This is a genomic window from Gammaproteobacteria bacterium (assembly GCA_029882975.1).
In the GTDB taxonomy this organism is placed as follows: Bacteria; Pseudomonadota; Gammaproteobacteria; order SZUA-152; family SZUA-152; genus JAJDNG01.
This window is the reverse complement of record JAOUJW010000044.1, coordinates 1-19973: the sequence shown is the minus strand read 5'-3', so window position 1 is coordinate 19973 and position 19973 is coordinate 1. Positions and strand designations below refer to the sequence as shown.

At 48.7% G+C, this 19973-nt stretch carries 19 protein-coding genes and 5 tRNA genes; 6 read left to right on the top strand and 18 right to left on the bottom strand.

The annotated features are described in order from the left end of the window. Positions 1 to 444 precede the first annotated feature (444 nt). The 9 genes from lon to OEY58_21375 form a co-directional block, all read right to left on the bottom strand. Positions 445 to 2892: an endopeptidase La gene (gene lon, locus OEY58_21415; GenBank protein MDH5328016.1), complete on the bottom strand. Its 2448-nt coding sequence runs from the start codon at positions 2890 to 2892 to the stop codon at positions 445 to 447. A gap of 184 nt (positions 2893 to 3076) precedes the next feature. Beyond that, positions 3077 to 4354, bottom strand: coding sequence for an ATP-dependent Clp protease ATP-binding subunit ClpX (gene clpX / locus OEY58_21410; protein MDH5328015.1), 1278 nt, complete (start codon positions 4352 to 4354; stop codon positions 3077 to 3079). 159 nt (positions 4355 to 4513) lie between these two features. Further along, entirely contained in the window at positions 4514 to 5146 is a 633-nt protein-coding gene (clpP, locus tag OEY58_21405; protein ID MDH5328014.1) for an ATP-dependent Clp endopeptidase proteolytic subunit ClpP, read from the bottom strand. 72 nt (positions 5147 to 5218) lie between these two features. Continuing rightward, positions 5219 to 6499: a trigger factor gene (gene tig, locus OEY58_21400; protein MDH5328013.1), complete on the bottom strand. Its 1281-nt coding sequence runs from the start codon at positions 6497 to 6499 to the stop codon at positions 5219 to 5221. A 205-nt stretch (positions 6500 to 6704) separates the two neighbouring features. Then, a tRNA-Leu gene (locus tag OEY58_21395) sits at positions 6705 to 6789 on the bottom strand. 157 nt (positions 6790 to 6946) lie between these two features. Beyond that, positions 6947 to 7022 (bottom strand) — tRNA-Lys (locus tag OEY58_21390). A 39-nt stretch (positions 7023 to 7061) separates the two neighbouring features. Next, positions 7062 to 7137, bottom strand: a tRNA-His gene (locus tag OEY58_21385). A gap of 142 nt (positions 7138 to 7279) precedes the next feature. Next, positions 7280 to 7356 (bottom strand) — tRNA-Arg (locus OEY58_21380). A gap of 58 nt (positions 7357 to 7414) precedes the next feature. Further along, positions 7415 to 7491, bottom strand: a tRNA-Pro gene (locus OEY58_21375). A 213-nt stretch (positions 7492 to 7704) separates the two neighbouring features. Here OEY58_21375 and folD point away from each other — a divergent pair. Continuing rightward, positions 7705 to 8568 carry a bifunctional methylenetetrahydrofolate dehydrogenase/methenyltetrahydrofolate cyclohydrolase FolD gene (gene folD / locus OEY58_21370; protein ID MDH5328012.1) on the top strand — a complete coding sequence of 288 codons (864 nt, stop codon included), beginning with the start codon at positions 7705 to 7707 and terminating at the stop codon, positions 8566 to 8568. A 142-nt stretch (positions 8569 to 8710) separates the two neighbouring features. On the opposite strand, the gene cysS is transcribed toward folD, so the two are convergent. Continuing rightward, entirely contained in the window at positions 8711 to 10126 is a 1416-nt protein-coding gene (gene cysS / locus OEY58_21365; protein ID MDH5328011.1) for a cysteine--tRNA ligase, read from the bottom strand. A 301-nt stretch (positions 10127 to 10427) separates the two neighbouring features. Here cysS and OEY58_21360 point away from each other — a divergent pair, with 301 nt between their 5' ends. From OEY58_21360 to OEY58_21350, 3 genes are all read left to right on the top strand, one after another. Beyond that, positions 10428 to 11033: a peptidylprolyl isomerase gene (locus OEY58_21360; protein ID MDH5328010.1), complete on the top strand. Its 606-nt coding sequence runs from the start codon at positions 10428 to 10430 to the stop codon at positions 11031 to 11033. 20 nt (positions 11034 to 11053) lie between these two features. Next, positions 11054 to 11545: a peptidylprolyl isomerase gene (locus OEY58_21355; GenBank protein ID MDH5328009.1), complete on the top strand. Its 492-nt coding sequence runs from the start codon at positions 11054 to 11056 to the stop codon at positions 11543 to 11545. A 71-nt stretch (positions 11546 to 11616) separates the two neighbouring features. After that, a complete protein-coding gene (locus OEY58_21350) occupies positions 11617 to 12342 on the top strand; it encodes a UDP-2,3-diacylglucosamine diphosphatase (protein ID MDH5328008.1) in 726 nt (241 codons plus the stop codon). A 23-nt stretch (positions 12343 to 12365) separates the two neighbouring features. Here the strand turns inward: OEY58_21350 and OEY58_21345 are convergent, their stop codons facing one another. Genes OEY58_21345 through amrS form a run of 3 tightly spaced genes read right to left on the bottom strand, consistent with a single transcriptional unit; the run spans position 12366 to position 15209 of the window. Further along, positions 12366 to 13151, bottom strand: coding sequence for a hypothetical protein (locus tag OEY58_21345; protein MDH5328007.1), 786 nt, complete (start codon positions 13149 to 13151; stop codon positions 12366 to 12368). After that, positions 13148 to 14068 (bottom strand): ferritin-like domain-containing protein, encoded by a 921-nt coding sequence (locus tag OEY58_21340; protein MDH5328006.1) that lies wholly within the window; start codon positions 14066 to 14068, stop codon positions 13148 to 13150. The genes OEY58_21345 and OEY58_21340 overlap by 4 nt, the downstream gene beginning before the upstream one ends. A gap of 52 nt (positions 14069 to 14120) precedes the next feature. Continuing rightward, positions 14121 to 15209, bottom strand: coding sequence for an AmmeMemoRadiSam system radical SAM enzyme (gene amrS / locus OEY58_21335; protein MDH5328005.1), 1089 nt, complete (start codon positions 15207 to 15209; stop codon positions 14121 to 14123). 128 nt (positions 15210 to 15337) lie between these two features. On the opposite strand from amrS, the gene amrB reads away from it, so the two are divergent. Together amrB and amrA are read left to right on the top strand one after the other, a co-directional pair. After that, entirely contained in the window at positions 15338 to 16123 is a 786-nt protein-coding gene (amrB, locus tag OEY58_21330) for an AmmeMemoRadiSam system protein B (GenBank protein MDH5328004.1), read from the top strand. A gap of 18 nt (positions 16124 to 16141) precedes the next feature. After that, a complete protein-coding gene (gene amrA, locus OEY58_21325; GenBank protein MDH5328003.1) occupies positions 16142 to 16696 on the top strand; it encodes an AmmeMemoRadiSam system protein A in 555 nt (184 codons plus the stop codon). A 3-nt stretch (positions 16697 to 16699) separates the two neighbouring features. Here the strand turns inward: amrA and OEY58_21320 are convergent, their stop codons facing one another. From OEY58_21320 to OEY58_21300, 5 genes are all read right to left on the bottom strand, one after another. Further along, complete coding sequence (locus OEY58_21320) at positions 16700 to 17623, bottom strand: pentapeptide repeat-containing protein (GenBank protein ID MDH5328002.1); 924 nt, start codon at positions 17621 to 17623, stop codon at positions 16700 to 16702. A gap of 40 nt (positions 17624 to 17663) precedes the next feature. Further along, positions 17664 to 18077, bottom strand: coding sequence for a DUF2802 domain-containing protein (locus OEY58_21315; protein MDH5328001.1), 414 nt, complete (start codon positions 18075 to 18077; stop codon positions 17664 to 17666). Positions 18078 to 18085: 8 nt separating this feature from the next. Next, positions 18086 to 18361 carry a hypothetical protein gene (locus tag OEY58_21310; GenBank protein MDH5328000.1) on the bottom strand — a complete coding sequence of 92 codons (276 nt, stop codon included), beginning with the start codon at positions 18359 to 18361 and terminating at the stop codon, positions 18086 to 18088. A 34-nt stretch (positions 18362 to 18395) separates the two neighbouring features. Further along, on the bottom strand, positions 18396 to 18875 hold the full coding sequence (locus OEY58_21305; protein MDH5327999.1) for a chemotaxis protein CheW: 480 nt from the start codon (positions 18873 to 18875) through the stop codon (positions 18396 to 18398). A gap of 71 nt (positions 18876 to 18946) precedes the next feature. Beyond that, positions 18947 to 19973: chemotaxis protein CheW (locus tag OEY58_21300; GenBank protein ID MDH5327998.1), on the bottom strand; the 1027-nt coding region annotated here is incomplete at its 5' end.

Here is a 19973-nt window from a genome sequence, read left to right as displayed (position 1 = left end):
CTCTCTCTTTTTTTACAGTTTATTAAGAGTAGCTTACGTGAGCGACAAGCATCCAAGCCCTTTCCCCTACCCTGGTGGTTCTTAAAACGCTGGCACGAGCTTCGCGTCGTTGAGCCTAATCTCCGTACTATCCGCAGAGGACAGTATAGTTAGCCCGAAGCTCCAACCTAACAAAACCGGGAGGCCTTTATACCAATGGCTGTGAATATCTGTCAAGGAAATAACCAAAAGTTAACAAGGAGTCACTCGATAATCTCAAGAAAACCGCCTCTGCACCCCCACCCCCCATCCCTCTCTCTTTTTTTTGCCATGGATGGCATTATGCCTCAAAGGCCGCGGACGACGCTCACGGATGAGATAGTGTCGCGACAGGCACGGATGCCGATAGCGACCGGCCGAGAGAGGCATTTGCTGTTACTTGCCTGCTACGGCAGGCAAGTATTATCAATGCCTTTGTAAACTATTACTTTCTTCTTCCGGACCGGAGGACTTTTCCAAAGGGACTTCATCCTCCAGCGGCTTGGGTTGGGCTGTTAAAGCCAGTTCCAATACTTGATCTATCCATTTAACAGTACGAATATCCAAACTTTCTTTTATGTTGTCGGGAATCTCAGCTAGATCCCTACCGTTTTCTTCGGGAATTAATACCGTTTTAATTCCACCCCGGTGGGCAGCCAACAGTTTTTCCTTCAATCCGCCGATGGGAAGCACCTCACCCCGTAAGGTGATTTCGCCCGTCATGGCTACGTCTGCCCTAACCGGGATACCGGTTAACACTGACACAATGGCCGTGCACATGCCCACACCGGCGCTGGGACCGTCTTTGGGTACTGCGCCCTCGGGCACATGGATATGGATATCGTTGGTCTCATAAAAGTCCGGAGATTTAATACCCAGCATTTTCGCACGACTACGCACCACACTCATGGCGGCTTGAACCGATTCCTTCATGACGTCGCCCAATTGGCCGGTAATCACATGTTTGCCTTTACCCTGCAGCATCACCGCTTCGATGGTGAGCAAATCCCCACCCACTTCTGTCCAAGCCAAACCGGTAACCTGACCCAGTTGATCCTTTTCTTCGGCCAACCCGAATCGATGGCGTTTCACACCCAAATAGTGCTCCAAACCATCGATATCAATACTGATTTGTGCAACCTCGGCCCCACTTTTCTCCTGCAACAGAATTTCCTTAACGACCTTACGGCAAAGTTTGGAAATTTCCCGCTCCAGATTACGCACTCCGGCTTCGCGGGTGTAATAACGAATAATGTCACGGATGGCTGCCTCGGAAATTTCGATTTCCTCTTTTTTCAAGCCGTTGGACTTGCGTTGTTTGGGCACCAAATAGCGAATTGCAATGTTCACCTTCTCGTCTTCGGTATAACCGGATAATCGAATGACTTCCATTCGATCCAACAAGGGCCCCGGAATGTTCATGGTATTAGCCGTAGCAACAAACATGACATCGGACAAATCGTAGTCCACTTCCAGGTAATGATCGTTAAAGGTGTGATTTTGCTCCGGGTCCAAAACCTCCAGCAAAGCCGAAGCCGGATCACCGCGAAAATCCATTGCCATCTTATCAATTTCATCCAGCAAAAACAGTGGGTTACGTGTTTCCACTTTAGACAGGTTTTGAATAATCTTACCAGGCATGGAACCAATATAGGTACGACGATGACCGCGGATTTCCGCTTCGTCACGCACGCCACCCAATGCCATGCGAATAAACTTGCGATTAGTGGCTCGAGCAATGGACTTACCCAGGGAGGTTTTACCCACGCCGGGAGGTCCAACCAGACACAAAATAGGACCTTTAACCTTTTTGGCTCTTTGCTGCACGGCCAAATATTCCAAAATGCGTTCCTTAACTTTCTCTAATCCGTAGTGATCCGCCTCAAGCACATCTTCGGCTTCCACCAGATTGTGGCGTACTTTGGAACGTTTTTTCCACGGTACATTAACAATCCAATCGATATAATTTCTAACCACTGTCGCTTCTGCAGACATGGGTGACATCATTTTGAGTTTGTTTAATTCAGACTCCGCTTTGGTCTGAGCTTCTTTGGACATACCGGCTTTTTCGATTTTCCTGGCCAAATCGTCCAATTCGTTATGACCTTCATCCAAGTCACCCAGTTCTTTCTGGATGGCCTTCATTTGCTCATTAAGATAATACTCGCGCTGACTCTTTTCCATCTGACGTTTGACGCGGCCACGAATGCGCTTCTCAACTTGTAACAAATCAATTTCTGCTTCCATCAAACCAATGAGATGCTCCAACCGTTCGCGCAAATCGGCCATCTCAAGAATTTTTTGCTTTTCGTCAATTTTTAAGGACATATGCGCAGCGATGGTGTCAGCCAAGCGGCCCGGCTCTTCAATACTGCTTAAAGAGCTGAGTATTTCAGGGGGTACTTTTTTGCTTAATTTAACGTACTGATCAAACTGCGCCAGCACGGAGCGCATCAACACCTCGCATTCGCGCTCATCCAGCTGTTCGTCATCCTGGACATCAAACAGAGAAATTTGGGCACTGAAATACTCTTCAGAGCTTAGAATATTGAGGATTTTTGCTCGTTGGTTGCCTTCAACCAGGACTTTGATAGTGCCATCAGGCAGTTTCAACAATTGAAGAATATTAGCAACGGTACCGATGCGGTATAAATCATCCACTTCGGGCTCGTCCTGAGAGGCATTTTTTTGTGCCACTAATAAGATTTGCTTGTCTTCATCCATGGCCGTTTCCAAAGCCAGGATGGATTTGTCTCTACCCACAAATAGCGGAATAACCATGTAGGGGTACACGACCACATCCCTTAGGGGCAACACAGGCATTACCTGCATTTGGTCGTTAATCACATTGGAAATAGCACCCTGATCAGACATTCGTTTCCCCTTTAAGTGAACTGTAACCGGAGTTTTCAGCCAATCGCGAAGCTCCGGTTTACTACCGTGTTAATTAATGTGTGGACACACATACCTAACTTCAAGGGGAAGTGTGAAGATTGATGGAACCGATAACCCTTGATGTTAATGGGAAATCTACCTCGTTTTAAGAAGAGTTGTCTGCTTAATCGGATGCAGCCCGGCTTTGCTCGCCTTCAAACATCAACAACGGCTTGGATTTGTTCTCGATAACATCTTCGTCGATAACTACTTTGCACAAACCTTCCATAGACGGAAGATCGTACATGGTATCCAGAAGCACGCTTTCCAGGATGGAACGTAAACCACGAGCACCGGTCTTACGTTCCATAGCCTTTCGGGCCACGGCGTATAAGCCTTCAGTGCGAAATTCCAGCTCGCAGCTTTCCATTTCAAACAACTTGCCGTATTGCTTGGTAATGGCGTTTTTGGGTTCGGTAAGAATTCGTACCAGCGCATCTTCGTCCAACTCTTTTAAAGTGGCCAAAACCGGTAACCGACCTACGAATTCGGGAATCAAACCGTATTTGGTCAAATCCTCAGGAGCGACATTTTCCAGTACTTCGCCGATACTTTTCTTATCTTCTTTGCTTTGCACTTGTGCTGAGAATCCGATACCGCTCTTTTCGGAACGATCGCGAATAACACGGTCCAGACCGTCAAATGCACCGCCGCAAATAAACAGGATATTGGCCGTATTGACCTGGAGAAACTCCTGCTGTGGATGTTTACGCCCACCCTGAGGCGGCACGGAAGCAATGGTACCTTCAATGAGTTTCAGTAGAGCTTGCTGTACGCCTTCGCCGGAAACGTCTCTGGTAATGGAGGGATTGTCGGATTTTCTGGAAATCTTGTCGATTTCATCGATATAGACAATACCGGTTTGGGCTTTTTCCACGTCATAGTCACATTTTTGCAGCAACTTCTGAATGATGTTTTCCACATCCTCACCCACGTAACCCGCTTCGGTGAGTGTGGTGGCATCAGCGATGGTAAAAGGAACATTTAACAATCGTGCCAAAGTCTCCGCCAGCAGGGTTTTACCACTACCGGTAGGACCAATGAGCAAAATATTGCTTTTGGCCAGTTCCACATCGTCTTTTTTCTGGCCGGCTTCCAATCGTTTGTAATGATTGTAAACGGCTACGGAAAGAATTTTCTTGGCTCGGGGCTGGCCGATAACATATTCGTCCAGTATTTCGTTGATTTCTCTAGGCGTGGGAAGTTTACTGCCACCCAAGTTAGAGGATTTGTCTTCAACTTCTTCGCGAATAATGTCGTTGCAAAGCTCGACGCACTCGTCACAGACAAATACTGAGGGTCCAGCAATTAGTTTTCTAACTTCATGCTGACTCTTGCCACAGAAAGAGCAATACAGCAATTTCCCGCTATCATCACCCTTATTGTGTTTATCATCGCTCATACCCGACCTCTTAAACTTAGAAATTGCAGGGACACCCCTCAGTACCCCCAGCGAAGTTAAAAATGTTATCGTCTAACAACGAGCTTTACTTTAACTGTAAACGCGCTCGGATAGCAACTGCGATTTTTCTTCCCTTTTTAATTCAATAAGTTACAAACGTCACTCTGAGCCCATGGTCTCCCGAGTGTGTAATACTTTGTCAATTAAACCGTACTCAACCGATTCCTGCCCACTCATGAAGTTATCCCGGTCTGTGTCGACGGAAATCTTATCAATGGGTTTGCCGGTATGATGTGACATGATCTGATTCAGACGATCTCTGACTTTGAGGATTTCCCGGGCATGAATTTCAATATCCGTGGCTTGCCCTTGTACCCCACCCAGCGGTTGATGAATCATCATACGTGAGTGTGGCAAGCAAAAGCGTTTACCTTTAGTACCGCCGGTTAACAACAAAGCTCCCATGCTCGCAGCCTGACCAATACACATGGTACTTACATCACAATTGATAAATTGCATTGTGTCATAGATAGACAACCCAGCGGTTACGGACCCACCGGGGGAGTTAATATAAAAACTAATATCTTTATCCGGGTTTTCCGATTCCAGAAATAACAGCTGCGCCACAATAATATTGGCCGTGTGATCATCCACGGGCCCCACCAGAAAAACCACTCGCTCTTTCAGCAGGCGGGAATATATGTCGTAGGAACGCTCACCGCGGGCGGATTGCTCCACAACCATGGGTATTAAGTTTAATCCGACCGTCGTATTGAATTGGCCATTGTTCATAGGTGTAAAATCCTTTCCCTTAGTTACAATTAATTAACAAATACCCACGACTGCGACCCGAAACAGGCTTTTTTACCTGCCGGGATTCATAAATTCGTCAAAACTGCTGGATTTGGGAGACACTTTAGCTTGTGACATGACCCAATTCACAATTTCGTCTTCCAAGGCGAAATTCTCAACTTCTTGCAGTCTCTCTTTATTACTATAGTAATATTTTACGACTTCATCCGGCATTTCGTAGCCTGCGGCTAAATTTTCAACCATTTCCCGAACTTTCGTGGGTGACACTTTGATATTATGTTGTTTAACAACCTCAGATAAAATTAGACCGATTGCGACCCGGCGTCTAGCTTGTTCTTCAAAGTTTTCACTTTTTAGCTCCATTCCCGGCGCTTGTTGTCCGGCTTGTTGCATTAAAGCTTGGATTTCGTTCTCCACCATAACCTTGGGGACATCGAATTTATTGTGTTCGTATAGGCCGTCCATTACCTGTTGCTTGAGTTTACTGCGCTTATTCTGATCCAGTTCCCGCTGCATATTCGCCTTGACCTGTTCGCGAAACACCACCAACCCACCTTCTGTGACACCCATTTTGGCTGCAAATTCATCATTTATTTCAGGTAGCACAGCTTGTTCCACTTTCTTCACGGTGATATCAAATTCCACCGGCTTTCCAGCCAGATCGGCGGCATGGTATTGCTCTGGAAATTGCAGCGACAGGGTTTTCTGTTCATCGGTTTTGCATCCCGCCAAACCCTCTTCGAATCCTTTAATCATCCGCCCTGAACCGATAACCACCGACATTCCTTCGCCGCTACCGCCTGGAAAGACCTCACCATCGATCTTGCCGGTAAAGTCGATGGTAACCTGATCGCCATCTTGGGCTTCACGCTCCACCGGTTCCCATTCATTTTGCTGTTTTCGAATCACCTCGATCATTTTATCGATATCTTCATCGGATATTTCCACCTGAGGTTCTTCTACTGCAATGCTGTCTACCGATACGGAGATTTCGGGTAAAACTTCAAAAGTTGCGATGTATTGCAAATCGCTTTCTTCGGATTGTTCCGTTGGTTCAATTTGAGGGCGTCCTGCCGGAATCAGTTTCTCTTGAGTCAGCGCTTCATAAAAACTGGATTGCATGACATCACCAATGACTTCCTGCTGTACTTGGCCACCATAACGTTTTTGAATCACGCTGAAGGGTACTTTACCTGGTCGAAATCCAGACAACCGGGCTTTCCCAGCCAAGGACTTTAATCGCTTTTGCACCTCCTGATCGATATCCGCCTTGGGAATCTCTACCGTCATTCGACGCTCCAGACCAGAGGTTGTCTCAACAGAAACTTGCATGGTTTATCTCCATAGTACTCAAATGTGGGATTCTAGAACCTATCTCAAAATCAATTTTTTACATACATACTTCGTTATTGCCATTCTCAAAAACCACGTAAAAACGACAAATCGCGAGTAAACTTTGTTTTTAGGAACACTCTCCAGCCTGCGCTGTGAGCCCTCGTCTAAACGCATCTTAATTTTGAGATAGGTTCTAATAATATGGTGCGAAAGGAGAGACTCGAACTCTCACGGGTTACCCCACTGGAACCTAAATCCAGCGCGTCTACCAATTCCGCCACTTTCGCCGAATCGGCCATTGTATAACAGCCGAACAGAACAAAAAATAAAAAAAGCCCATGAGTCGGGCTTTTGTGGTGCTTTGTAGTCACACAAACAGGTGGCACTGTTGGTTATCAAAGCGATTTACTTCAATCGAATTCGAGGAATTCGACTGCTGACGCATGGTGGGCCATGTAGGACTCGAACCTACAACCAATTGATTAAGAGTCAACTGCTCTACCAATTGAGCTAATGGCCCAAGAACGGGTTACACAGGCCTGTGCCACTCGTCATAAAATGGGGTGGACGATGGGGCTCGAACCCACGACAACCGGAATCACAATCCGGGACTCTACCAACTGAGCTACGCCCACCATTAACTTTATATTGTTAAAAAATAGTGTTAATAAACCAGCATTAACAAATTAACATTGTTAACGAACTTTCAACAAGGCCAATTGGCCTCCGGCCAAACTGACCAACCGGTTCTAATATCTATCCCACCGGTCTCTTATTTGGTACGCCCGGCAGGACTCGAACCTGCTACCCTCGGCTTAGAAGGCCGATGCTCTATCCAGATGAGCTACGGGCGCAAGGGTTACCTTTATACATCAGTGCATACCGATTTTAGGTGGCACTTTAGCAGTAATTTGGTCGGGGTAGAGAGATTCGAACTCCCGACATCCTGCTCCCAAAGCAGGCGCGCTACCAGACTGCGCTATACCCCGGTGCGGCAATTATAACTTCCCCATAGGGAATGCGCTATGGTCAATCCGCCAACGAGTGGCGAATATTACGGATGTTGCGAGCAATTATCAAGTAAAAATAAGCCATTACCTGAATCCCCCGATTCACCTTGCGGAATTTGAGCTAAATCCTTGTTTCGACAAAACCAAGGTTTATAATGTGCACTCCTAAACTGACCACCGAAGCAACTTTTCATGAGCGCAAACATCATTGACGGCAAAGCCATTGCCCAAGAGATTCGAAATCAGATCCGGGCAGAAGTTCAGCAACGCCAAACCCAAGGCTTGCGCCCGCCCGGATTAGCCGTCGTACTGGTGGGAGCGGATCCCGCCTCCCAGGTCTATGTAGGCAGCAAACGCCGGGCTTGTGAGGAGGCAGGGTTTCATTCTCTGGCCTATGACTTGCCGGAAGGAACCAGTCAGGAAACATTATTGAATCTGGTGGATCAATTAAACCGGAATCCCGACGTGGATGGTATATTGGTCCAACTTCCCTTACCGGAGCATATTGATTCTGGTTCCATAATCGCCAGCATTGATGCCCATAAGGATGTGGACGGCTTCCACCCCTACAATGTGGGCAGCCTGGCCTTACGCCAACCCATTCTCAGACCCTGCACCCCCAAAGGAATTATCACCCTGCTGGAACACACGGGGGTAAACTTCAAAGGTGCAGAAGCGGTGGTGGTGGGCGCTTCCAATATTGTTGGTCGACCCATGTCTCTGGAGCTTTTGTTGGCCGGTTGTACCGTCACGACTTGTCACCGCTTCACCAAAAATTTGGAACAACACGTTCGTCGAGCCGAAATATTGGTGGTGGCCGTGGGCAAACCGGGCATTGTCGATGCCGACTGGATTAAGGAAGGCGCTATCGTCATCGACGTGGGCACCAACCGCAACGCCGAAGGCAAACTGGTGGGTGATCTGGATTTTCAGGCCGCCAGCCAAAAAGCGGCTTGGATTACCCCGGTGCCCGGTGGCGTGGGTCCTATGACTGTGGCTACGCTGTTACAGAACACTCTGGAAGCGGCAGAACAGCAACACCCGACTATAAGATAAGGTGGCTGCGGGTGCGGTGACGCCGATCATAAGCAAACTCCACCTTTCGCCCACTGCTATTGGCTCGATTGTAGGTTGGATGAGTGCAACGTCCTCCAACCGTCCCAACAGCCCATCTCGCAGCATGAACCGTTGGTAGAATCTACTCGCGGCGCCAGCGAGTGCCCTCCGCTGCGTCTTCCAAAACGATGCCGTCGGCTGCCAGCAAGTCACGGATGCGGTCGGATTCGGCCCAGTTTTTGGTAGCCCTGGCTTCATTTCGGTGCTGAATTAACTGATCCACCGCTTCGTTGTCCAGGCCTCCGGCATGTTCCCCGCCTTGAAGATACTGCTCCGGGTCTTGCTGCAATAAACCCAACAACCCCCCTAGGGCCAATAATTCTCCACCCAGAGCTTTGGCCTGCTGCGTGTCCGTTTCGCGCACCCGATTAAGCTCTCGAGACAAATCGAATAGAACGGAAAAAGCCTTAGGCGTATTGAAATCGTCGTCCAAGGCGGCGTAAAAGCGCTGTGCGTATGGGCTTTCCGTTGCAATGTCCATTCCCTGCACCCTCTTCATGCTCCCTTCCGGACTGATGCCTCGCAAGGTCTGATACAGGGTTCGCAAGGATTCCTTGGCCTGATCCAAATGTTGATCGGAATAATTCAAAGGACTGCGGTAATGACTATTGAGAATAAAAAATCGCATCACTTCCGCATCGTATTGCTGCAATACTTCACGGATAGTGAAAAAGTTACCCAATGACTTGGACATTTTTTCGTTATCCACGCGCACATGGCCATTGTGCATCCAGACGTTGGCAAACTTTCGACCGGTGGCCGCCTCACTCTGGGCGATTTCATTTTCATGATGGGGAAACTGTAAATCCAAACCACCGCCGTGAATATCGAAATGGTCCCCCAGGCACTGGGTCGACATGGCAGAGCATTCGATATGCCAACCGGGACGGCCTGACCCCCAAGGTGACTCCCAACTGGGTTCACCGGGTTTGGCACTTTTCCATAAGACAAAATCCAGGGCATCGACCTTGGCTTCATCCACATCCACACGCTCCCCAGCGCGTAAATCCTGTAATTGCCTCCCCGACAACTGACCGTAGTGGGCAAATTTGCTTACCGAGTAATACACATCGCCATTGGCTGCAGCATAAGCAAAGCCTTTTTGTTCCAGCACCTTAATCATGGCGATGATCTGGTCCATATAGTGGGTGGCTCGCGGCTCCTCATTGGGTCGCAAAACCCGCAAGGCATCCGCATCCCGGTCCATTTCCTCGATATAGCGCTGAGTTAACTGATCGACCGGCTCGCCGTTTTCAGCGGCACGCTTGATGATCTTGTCATCAATATCGGTAATATTGCGAACGTAGGACACATGATCCGCACCATAGAGGCGGCACAAATAGCGATACACCAAGTCGAACACCACCAATGCACGAGCATGTCCCACATGGCACAAATCGTACACGGTCATACCGCACACATACATGCGCACCCGTTGCGGATCAATGGGAGTAAAGGGTTCTTTCTGTTTGCTCAAATTGTTATAGATGTGCAACATGGTCCGCTTATAGCCTTTTGATTGGTCGTTAAATAATGAGTTCATTTTTCGCGAATAGTAACAAATTTACCGGGAGAAAACCCTAGGGAAGCTCCGATTAATTCCGTGAATGGCATTAATAATAACTGCAATTTTCAATTGCTACATTGCCTGGATGTTAACAACTCCATTCCCATACCGACTCACCCATCGATTAATTAGGTGACGTGAAAAGCCAGACAAAATCATGGACTTCCACTGTGACCCACCGGGGAAAAAGTGTATTATTGCCCCACGTTCAATTTTTTGGGGAACCCTGAACATGAAAACTTTGAAAACCTCCGCTGCAGGTCTGGCTCTGTTGTGTTTCAGTATCATCAGCACCACCGCATTGGCCGCTGATAAACTGTATAAAGTTCAGCTGGAAACCTCCATGGGTAATATTGTTCTGGAACTCAATGCCACCCGGGCACCCATGACGGTTCAAAACTTTTTGGCCTATGTGAAAAATGGGTTTTACAATGGCACTATTTTCCACAGGGTGATTGATGGCTTTATGGTTCAGGGTGGCGGTTTTACCGAAGACATGCAACAAAAACCCACCCATAACCCGATTCGTAACGAAGCTAATAATGGCCTTAAAAACGAACGCGGCACCGTTGCCATGGCTCGCACCAATCAACCCCATTCTGCCACCGCTCAGTTTTTTATTAATGTGGTAAACAACGAATTTTTAAACTATCGTTCTGAGAGTATTCGTGGTTGGGGATATACCGTATTCGGTCGAGTAGCATCCGGTATGGATGTGGTAGACCGTATCCGAAAAACCCCCACAGGCATGCAAGGCCCTTTCCGAGACGTGCCCAATACGCCGGTAGTCATTCTGAATGCCACTATTCTGGCGGACGAACCCGCGGCAAAACCATAAACATTTTGACAGGACGACTCATGATTAGACTACAAACCAACTTTGGAAACATCGACATTGAAGTGGACCACGACAAAGCGCCCGTAACCGCGAAGAATTTTGAGCGCTATGTCAGTGAAGGATTTTACGATGGCACGCTGTTTCACCGAGTCATCGACGGTTTTATGATTCAGGGAGGTGGCATGGAAGCGGGCATGCAACCTAAGGCTACCCATGACCCCATCAAAAACGAAGCAAACAATGGCCTGACTAACGAAGTAGGTACCATCGCCATGGCGCGCACTAACGACCCCCATTCCGCCAGCTCTCAATTTTTTATTAATGTAGCCAAAAATGACTTCCTCAATTTCACCTCTGAGGATACGCACGGCTGGGGCTATTGCGTGTTTGGTAAAGTAGTGGATGGTATGGATGTCGTCAACAACATCAAAGGCCAGTCTACCACCAGCAAAATGGGCCATCAGGACGTACCGGTAGATGATATCGTTATAGAAAAAGCGGAAATGCTCTAACAGTAGTTAACGAGATTGCCCATTCCCACGACTCACTACCTGGGGCAGGCAAATAATCTGCCCCTTTTGACATGACGACTCTGTTTATTTCCGATCTGCATTTGACTGCCAAGCAAGCCGGTACGATCGACTTGTTTTGCCGGTTTCTGCAGGACCAGGCAGCACACACAGAACATCTGTACATATTAGGGGACTTGTTTGAGTACTGGATCGGCGATGACTATATCGAACCCGGTTTGGAGAAAGTCTTACAGGCATTAAATCAATTCAGTGCACTCTGTCCGGTAGACGTCATGCACGGTAACCGGGACTTTCTCCTGGGTTCTCAGTTTGAAAAGCTCAGCGGCTGCCGTCTTATCGACGACCCCAGTGTCATTCAGCTTTGGGGAGAAACCACATTGTTAATGCACGGGGATTCCATGTGCATAGATGATGTGGAATATATGAAACTACGGCAACAGTTTCGCGATCCCAACACTCAACGCATGTTGTTATCCAAAACGGTGGAGGAACGATTGCAAATCGCGGGATCGTTGCGTCAACAAAGCAGCGAAGCGAACCGCTATAAAACCGAAGACATTATGGACGTCAATCAACACTGTGTGAAGCAAACCATGCAACAATACCAAGCTACACGTCTCATCCATGGCCATACCCATCGCCCTGGCGTGCACAGTTTCCACATCGAATCAAAAACCGTACAACGCATCGTCCTGGGCGACTGGTACCACCAGGGCAGCGTATTACGCTGTAATGAGTTAGGCTGCGAACTACTGACTGTCCCCATGTCGGCTTGATGTCAGCCGAATCGAATAGGATTTTAATAGATCGAATAGTGTTGATAGCCCTGCGGCAGATCAAAGCGGCTCATATCGGCCAACCATTTTTCACGGAAATCCACCATAAATCGCTGCTTGCCCTTGCGATCCCATTCCCGGATGGGAACACCGTGCTGTAAATGCTTGACCGGATGAAAAATATTGATCGACAAATCACAGGCCTGCAACTGATCTTTAGGTGAGTTTGCGAGACCGGCTGCGTGTTCCCCTGCCAACACGGTACGGTATTCTACCAACGCCTGTCGTACGTCAGGCAAAAAATTCTCAGGTAAACTCACCACATCGTAGCAATGTTTACCATTGACATCGTAGCGATAGTGGGTGGCCGGCATATTTTGTATTTTTGGCATGGCGGAACTGGGCTGAGAGACTTCCACATTTTCCAGTGCCATGGGCGGCTCCCCTGCCACGGGTTTGGCTTTTATGACAAACACCGTCTGGTCATCCGATGTCACGCTGTAAATGGTTTGGCTTTGCCGGTCAAACATAAGGAAATCCTTGGCATTTCCCGGCTCCCACATCACCATTCGGGTTTTGCTTACCAAAATCTCGCTCACATACGCCTTATCCCGCCCAGGCTCTCGAACCTCATAGCGTAACACCGCCACTTCGTTCTTTGGTGATTCGGCCTGCCTGGTGCCTGCCGTACCGCAGCCTTGTAGCAACGTACCGAGTAATAACACACTCGACAACAAGGTAGCACCCGTGCAGTGAGTTAAACCGGACCCGCTGTATCTATGCTGTGTTTCTAGTATTTGCTGACTCATTCCAATCCTTCTAACCCTTCCAAAAAAAGCAACTCCGCTTCGCTAAACCCGGCCTGTATCCTGGCTTGCCGATGTAAGGGGGATTTTACCCCTTCCTTGCCGTATTGTCTCACCAATCGCTCAAAGGTCTCTTGTGATGACACACCATCTCGCTCGCAAAGGTAATTGAACCAATATGTACCGCAATGTACATGACCGATTTCATCACGCAAAATAATCTCCAGAATCTGCACCAGGTCATTCTCCTGCACGGCACGAAATTTTTCCAAAATCGCCGGAGTAACATCCAGACCACGAGCCTCTAAGCCCCTTGGAATCACTGCCATGCGTACCAGAGGATCATGAGCTGTACGCATCGCCATATCCCACAAACCGTTGTGAGCATCAAAATCACCGTAATGGAATCCGCGAGTATGCAACGCTCCTTGCAGTAATTTGAAATGATAAGCCTCCTCTGCAGCAATTCTGAGCCAATCATCATAATACTGCGCGGGCAAGCCACGAAATCGATAAACCGCATCTAATGCCAAATTGATCGCATTGAATTCAATGTGAGCAAATGCATGCACCATGGTGGCAATACCCTGTGGGGTATGCACACTGCGCTTGGGTAATTCGCGCGGATGAACCAAGCGGGGTTTTTGCGGGTGTCCTACCTCATATTCGCTGTGTTCCAAAGGTTGATGGAAATCGGTCTTCCCAAAGTGACCTGACTGCCACTCCCGCCATAATTGCTCACAAGTTTGGGTTTTTTGTTGGGGGTCGTTGATTTGCAGGCAATTGAGGACTTTTTCGAAAAACACGTAGTATCCAGAGGGTTTGATGGTTAAGGGGGGATTATCCGGGTTGGGGGGGATAGTATCAAGTTTGGGTTTGGGTTTGGGTTTGGGGGCGGAATAATTTTGATTAAGTACCAATCCAGCATCGAATTAACCTTCAGCACCCAAGTGAGCACAAAACATGCACCCCCTACACAAAATCCTCCATCCTCACTGGTAATCGCTTTGCCCCCCACTCCCCCGGCTGTGGGTCAAAATGTCCTGCCAGGACATGGCCGCACTTGTCACAACAGCCTTTGACGTCGAGATGCCAGGCTTTCAATTCATACCAATCCCGCCCAATGACCTTGTGGCCGCAGTTTGTGCAGTAGGTGCTGTCGGCGGCCTCGGCGTGGACATTACCCACATAAACATGCTGCAAGCCGTTTTCCAAGGCGATGTTTCGCGCTTTAAGTAATGTGGCGGCCGGTGTTGACGGGTGGTCTTTCATTTTCCAGTCGGGATGAAACGCGGTGAAGTGCAGCGGGACTTCCGAGCCCAGGTTTTCACGGACCCAGTTGCTAAGTTCATGGAGTTCTTTATCGGAGTCGTTTTCTCCGAGTATTAACAAGGTGGTGATTTCCAGCCACACTTGCGTGTGGTGTTTGATGTACAACAGGGTATCCAACACATTTTGCATGTGGGCACCGGTAAGTTTGTAATAGAAACGCTCAGTGAAGGCTTTCAGGTCAATATTAGCTGCGTCCATATGTTTGAAAAAAAGCTCCCGCGGTTTTTCACAAATATAACCTGCGGAAACGGCAACGGACTTAACACCCACCTCATGGCAGGCTTGTGCCACATCGACCGCGTACTCCAAAAATATAACCGGGTCGTTGTACGTGTAAGCAACACTTTTACAACGCAGTGTCTGTGCCGCTCGTGCCAATTGCTCCGGAGTGGCCGTCCCTGCCAGAGTATCCATTTCCCGAGATTTGCTCATGTCCCAGTTTTGGCAAAATTTGCAGGCGAGATTGCATCCGGCAGTACCGAATGACAACACCGATGTACCGGGATAAAAATGGTTTAAGGGCTTCTTTTCTATGGGGTCAACACAAAAACCGCTGGAGCGGCCATAGCTGGTGAGTACAATTTTCTGGTCTTGACAGGCACGAATGAAACACAAGCCCTGCTGGCCTTCGTGGAGTGTGCAATAACGTGGGCAAAGATCGCACTGGACTCGATCCCCCTGCTCCAGTTTATGCCAATATTGAGTTGGTACTGTGTGATGACTGTGCATGCGCGCCTGTTGTAACATTATGTTGTAACAATTGCCTATACTTTAAATATAATGGGTTTTGCGACCTTTTTTTAGTATTTCTCCATCAACAGCTTACTTAAAAATCGACATGCACCGGGATACCCAAGATGATACGCCAAGCTGCTGTTTCTAACATGTTTTATCCTGGTGATCCGCAACAATTACGGCAGACATTGCAAACTCTGTTGCAGCCGGTATCGATGCAAAGTGTTGCTCCCAAGGCGATCATAGCCCCTCATGCCGGTTATATTTATTCCGGACCGGTAGCCGCCAGTGCCTACCGACGTCTGGAGACGGTACGCTCCAGCATTACCCGGGTGGTGTTGCTGGGCCCGTCACATCGCGTCCCCCTTTTTGGCTGCGCTTGCAGTGGTGCAACGGCGTTTGCCACACCACTGGGAGACATCCCCCTGGATCAAGCGGCCATCGAATCCGCGACGACTCTACCCTTTGTGAAAGTGATGGATCAAGCACATAGCTTGGAACACAGTCTTGAAGTACATTTACCTTTTTTACAAATGGCATTGGATCGTTTCAGTCTGGTACCCATCGTAGTGGGCGACTGCCCTCAAGATCAAGTGGCTATACTGCTGGAGCAACTTTGGGGTGGAGAAGAAACATTGATAGTCATCAGTTCTGATTTGAGCCATTACCATGACTACGAAACCGCCAAACGGTTGGATGCGGTGACTTGCCAAGCCATTGAGTCCCTTGACATAAACAAGATTGATTCCCAACATGCCTGCGGCGCGGTTCCACTGAAAGGACTGCTGTGCTTGTTGAAACGCAAATCGCTCAAAGCCACTTTGGTGGATTGTCGAAACTCCGGTGATACGGCCGGCCCACGCCATGAGGTGGTGGGTTACGCAGCATTTGTGGTCGAAGCACAATAGAGTGGAGTTAAAAAGATCGTGGATAAAGAGGACCGGGAAAACTTACTCCACACCGCCGCAGCCGCCATTGATTACGGTTTAGCATCGCGGCACAAACACCGTATCGACCTGGATTTAAACGCTTTCAACCCAACGTTACAACAGCACCGAGCCAGTTTTGTTACCCTGACAATCGAGCAACAGTTGCGCGGTTGCATGGGTACATTGGAAGCCCGACAACCTTTGGTTCTGGATGTGGCTTATAATGCACACAGCGCGGCGTTCAAGGATCCGCGCTTCCCTCCCCTGACTCAAACGGAAAGAGACTTGTTGCACATAAAAATTTCGGTCCTTAATCCGCCTTGTGCCTTACGGTTTACTTCGGAACAAGAGTTGTTGGAAATAATAAATCCCGGAGAGGATGGTTTAATCCTGGAGGCAGGCGGTCACCGAGCTACATTTTTACCCTCGGTTTGGGAACAACTGCCTGAGAAAAGCCAATTCTGGATCCATTTAAAACGCAAAGCCGGTCTAAGTGACAACTACTGGTCCAAACAAATACAGGTGTCCAGATACACGACCGAATCTTTCTAAGTTTCAACCATCAGGTATGAGCCGGCAAATTCCTACTGAGTTCGGGCCACAGACTCGCTTATCCACCCACACTGCCCCGTCCAGCTTCGCTCCATCCAGGAGAGTCGATTCCATTTTCGCGCCCGTCAAAATTGCCCCACGCAGATCGGCACCACGCAAATCCGCCTGACGTAAATTCGCCTGCGGTAACACGGCACCGGACAAATCCACAGCTCTTAAATCTGCCCCGGAGAGATCTGCTGCGGTTAAAACAGTAGCGGCCAATCGAACCCGATTCAAATTGGCCAGATTAAAATTCACCGCAGTGAAGTGGCTATGAGACAAATCAGCTCCGTTTAGATCCGCACCGGAGAAATCCGCATTACGGAACACACCATGGTCCAAGCGCATTCCCTGTAAATTGCGATGATCTAATTGCAAAGAATCCATCACACAATAGCTCCAATTCACACCAGGAGCTGCAGGGACAAAACAATCAGCGGGTTGAGGCGACTCTGCTCCGGTAAGCACCAAGCCGGCATACACCCCAACCCCCAGTAGTAACAAGGTAAACAAAGACCGGAAAATAACCAGCTCGCGGGATGGAGAATTTTTCCCCATTAAGGTTGTTGGAGAGGGGGATGGGGTTTCAGTTCGACGATCGGCTATGGGGTCTCGATATTGTTGGCGTCGATCCACTGCTCGTTCATCGGCTTTTCTGCGACGGGCTTCCAGACGCTCGCGGTTCTCCGCCACACTAAGGTCCAGTGTCAGCTCTTCGGGAATCAGGTGCGGTAAATCCGCCACGGTGCGCCAATTGAATTGGTCCACGCTAATGTTGTCTTCAGGGGTTATTCTTCCCAATAGCAGAAAGCGTTGAATTTCCGCTTCCGGATACGGACCCCGAATTTCCCGGCCCCGCCGGGTATACCATTTTTTTTCTGGCATTACTTTTTTTCTGGTATGACGGTAATGAATACTGTTTGATTTAATTCACCCGATCCATGCTACCGGCCAACAGCAATAACTCAGCCTCGCCTCGAGCCAAACCACAATCACTCATTAATTGGTCAATACCAGCGCCGTTCCGGACCAAACTGATGGCGTGCTGATAGTTGTCACCCACCGGTTCTTGCATTTCCAGTTGATCCTGGCGTTGTAATAGGGTTCGGGTTCGTTCCTCCAGACGCGCCAAGTGACTGTCTACCCCAACTGCAGCCGCGCACATGGCGTTGAAATCATCGTGAAGGCGATTGATTACCGCCTCTTGTTCCATGGCGAATTTCTGAAATCGCAAGTACACAAAAATAAGCGTACTGAATGCGCCCACCGATAGCACGCAAAATACAATCATGATGGTTGTCAGAAATCCAATGGGTACTGATGCAGCTACATTTGTCATATCACCACCTATACATAATCATCGATGTGCGGAGTATCGCCGTTTTCAGAAGGGGCTTTATCCGCTGAGGGCTCTACTCCCGCTGAGGGCTCTACTCCCGCTGAGGGCTCTACTCCCGCTGAGGGCTCTACTCCCGCTGAGGGCTCTACTCCCGCTGAGGGCTCTTTATCCCTCTTTCGAGGTTGTTGCCGTTTGTTGTTTTCCTTTCGTTCGTTATCCGGTTTGATTTTAGGATCGACTTTGTGAACGATTAAGCCTGTGTCTACTTTCCCGATTTCCATCATACTTCACTCACTTACGCCTAAAGCCTTTGAAAAACTAAAGGGCCAGCATTTCCATCCATTGTTCGTCAGTTAGCAGCTTGTTCAAATCAATAATGATGAGCAGCTCACTATCCACACTGGCAACACCTTGGATGAACTTGGCACTTTCTTCCGTACCCACATTGGGTGCGGTTTCAATCTCCGACAGCCGCAGCTCCACGACCTCAGCAACACTGTCAACCAAAATCCCCACCACTTGTTCGCCCACTTCCACAATCACAATGCGAGTTGCGTCATCTGACTCTTTTTCCGGTAGGGCAAAACGTTTTCGCGAGTCAATTACCGTGACCACATTACCGCGTAGATTGATAATCCCCAGAACATAGTCGGGGGCACCGGGAACAGGTGCGATTTCCGTCACCCGCAACACTTCCTGTACCTGCATCACATTTATGCCGTATTTTTCATTTTCCAGGTGGAAGGTTACCCACCGGACCATGGGGTTTTCGGCAAAATTTTGCGCTGAATTTTCCATAATTCCTTACCAAAGTCAGATCGAACAAGAATTTCCAAGTTTAAAAGCTGCACAATCCATACCACTAAGAATCAATCCAACATTCGCCGCAGCTCGTCCGGGCACAGCAAGGGACACATCAGATCCACCACCGTCCCCAAAATACAAGGAACTTGAGTCGAACGCTGCCAACGAACCTGGCCGGGTTCCAACGAAAAGATGCTATCCACCGAGTTACATACAAAACCCCAGCGACCCCGGTCAAATAGCATTATAAATCTAATATTTTCATCAACTTGAGCCTCGGGATTAATCAAAAGATCCAAATCAATAATACGCACGGTAAGACCCCGATTACGGTACATTCCTCGAAACCAGTGAGACTGACCCGGAACAAAATGAACCTTGCCTTTACATGTCACCACGCTGTCCAATTGATCTAAGGGAGCCGCCATGGTGGTTCCTCCTACATCGAAGCTGAGACACTGAAACTTGTTTTGCCCCCAATCCGGAATGCTTGGCTGCTTACTCTGTGGTTCCGGGACAGTTGGCACTTCTGTTACCGACGAGTTGGATTGCTCTGGTTCTAAAACCGGTTCCTGTGGTTCAAGCTCCAGGGGAGCCGGTGCTTGGGTGAAGGCCACCTCAGCCTGGGACAAGGCTTCCCTGACCGCTTCCGTGCCAAATACCGTGTATTTGAGTGAATCCGGTATTGATGGGATTTCGGTGGATAGCGGTTCCTCTGACTTTTCCATCCCTCGAGATTCTGCTGGAGCCGCAGGATACACGGAGAAAACATCCTTTTTGTAGACTGTTAGAGGTTTTTCCGGTTCTTCATCCAGGAAATCCGTTTTGTGTGTTGTTTCGATCGGATTTTCCAGGCCCACATCAATGAGATCTGTCTCAGATTCCACTTCTGTCTGGGCATCCATTGCAACTTCTACTTCCGTTTCAATCTCAGCGACAACTTCCGCTTCGGTATCTGCTTCTACCTCGGCTTCTACCTCCGCTTCTACCTCGGCTTCTACCTCCGCTTCTACCTCCGCTTCTACCTCCGCTTCTACCTCCGCTTCTACCTCCGCTTCTACCTCCGCTTCTACCTCCGCTTCTACCTCCGCT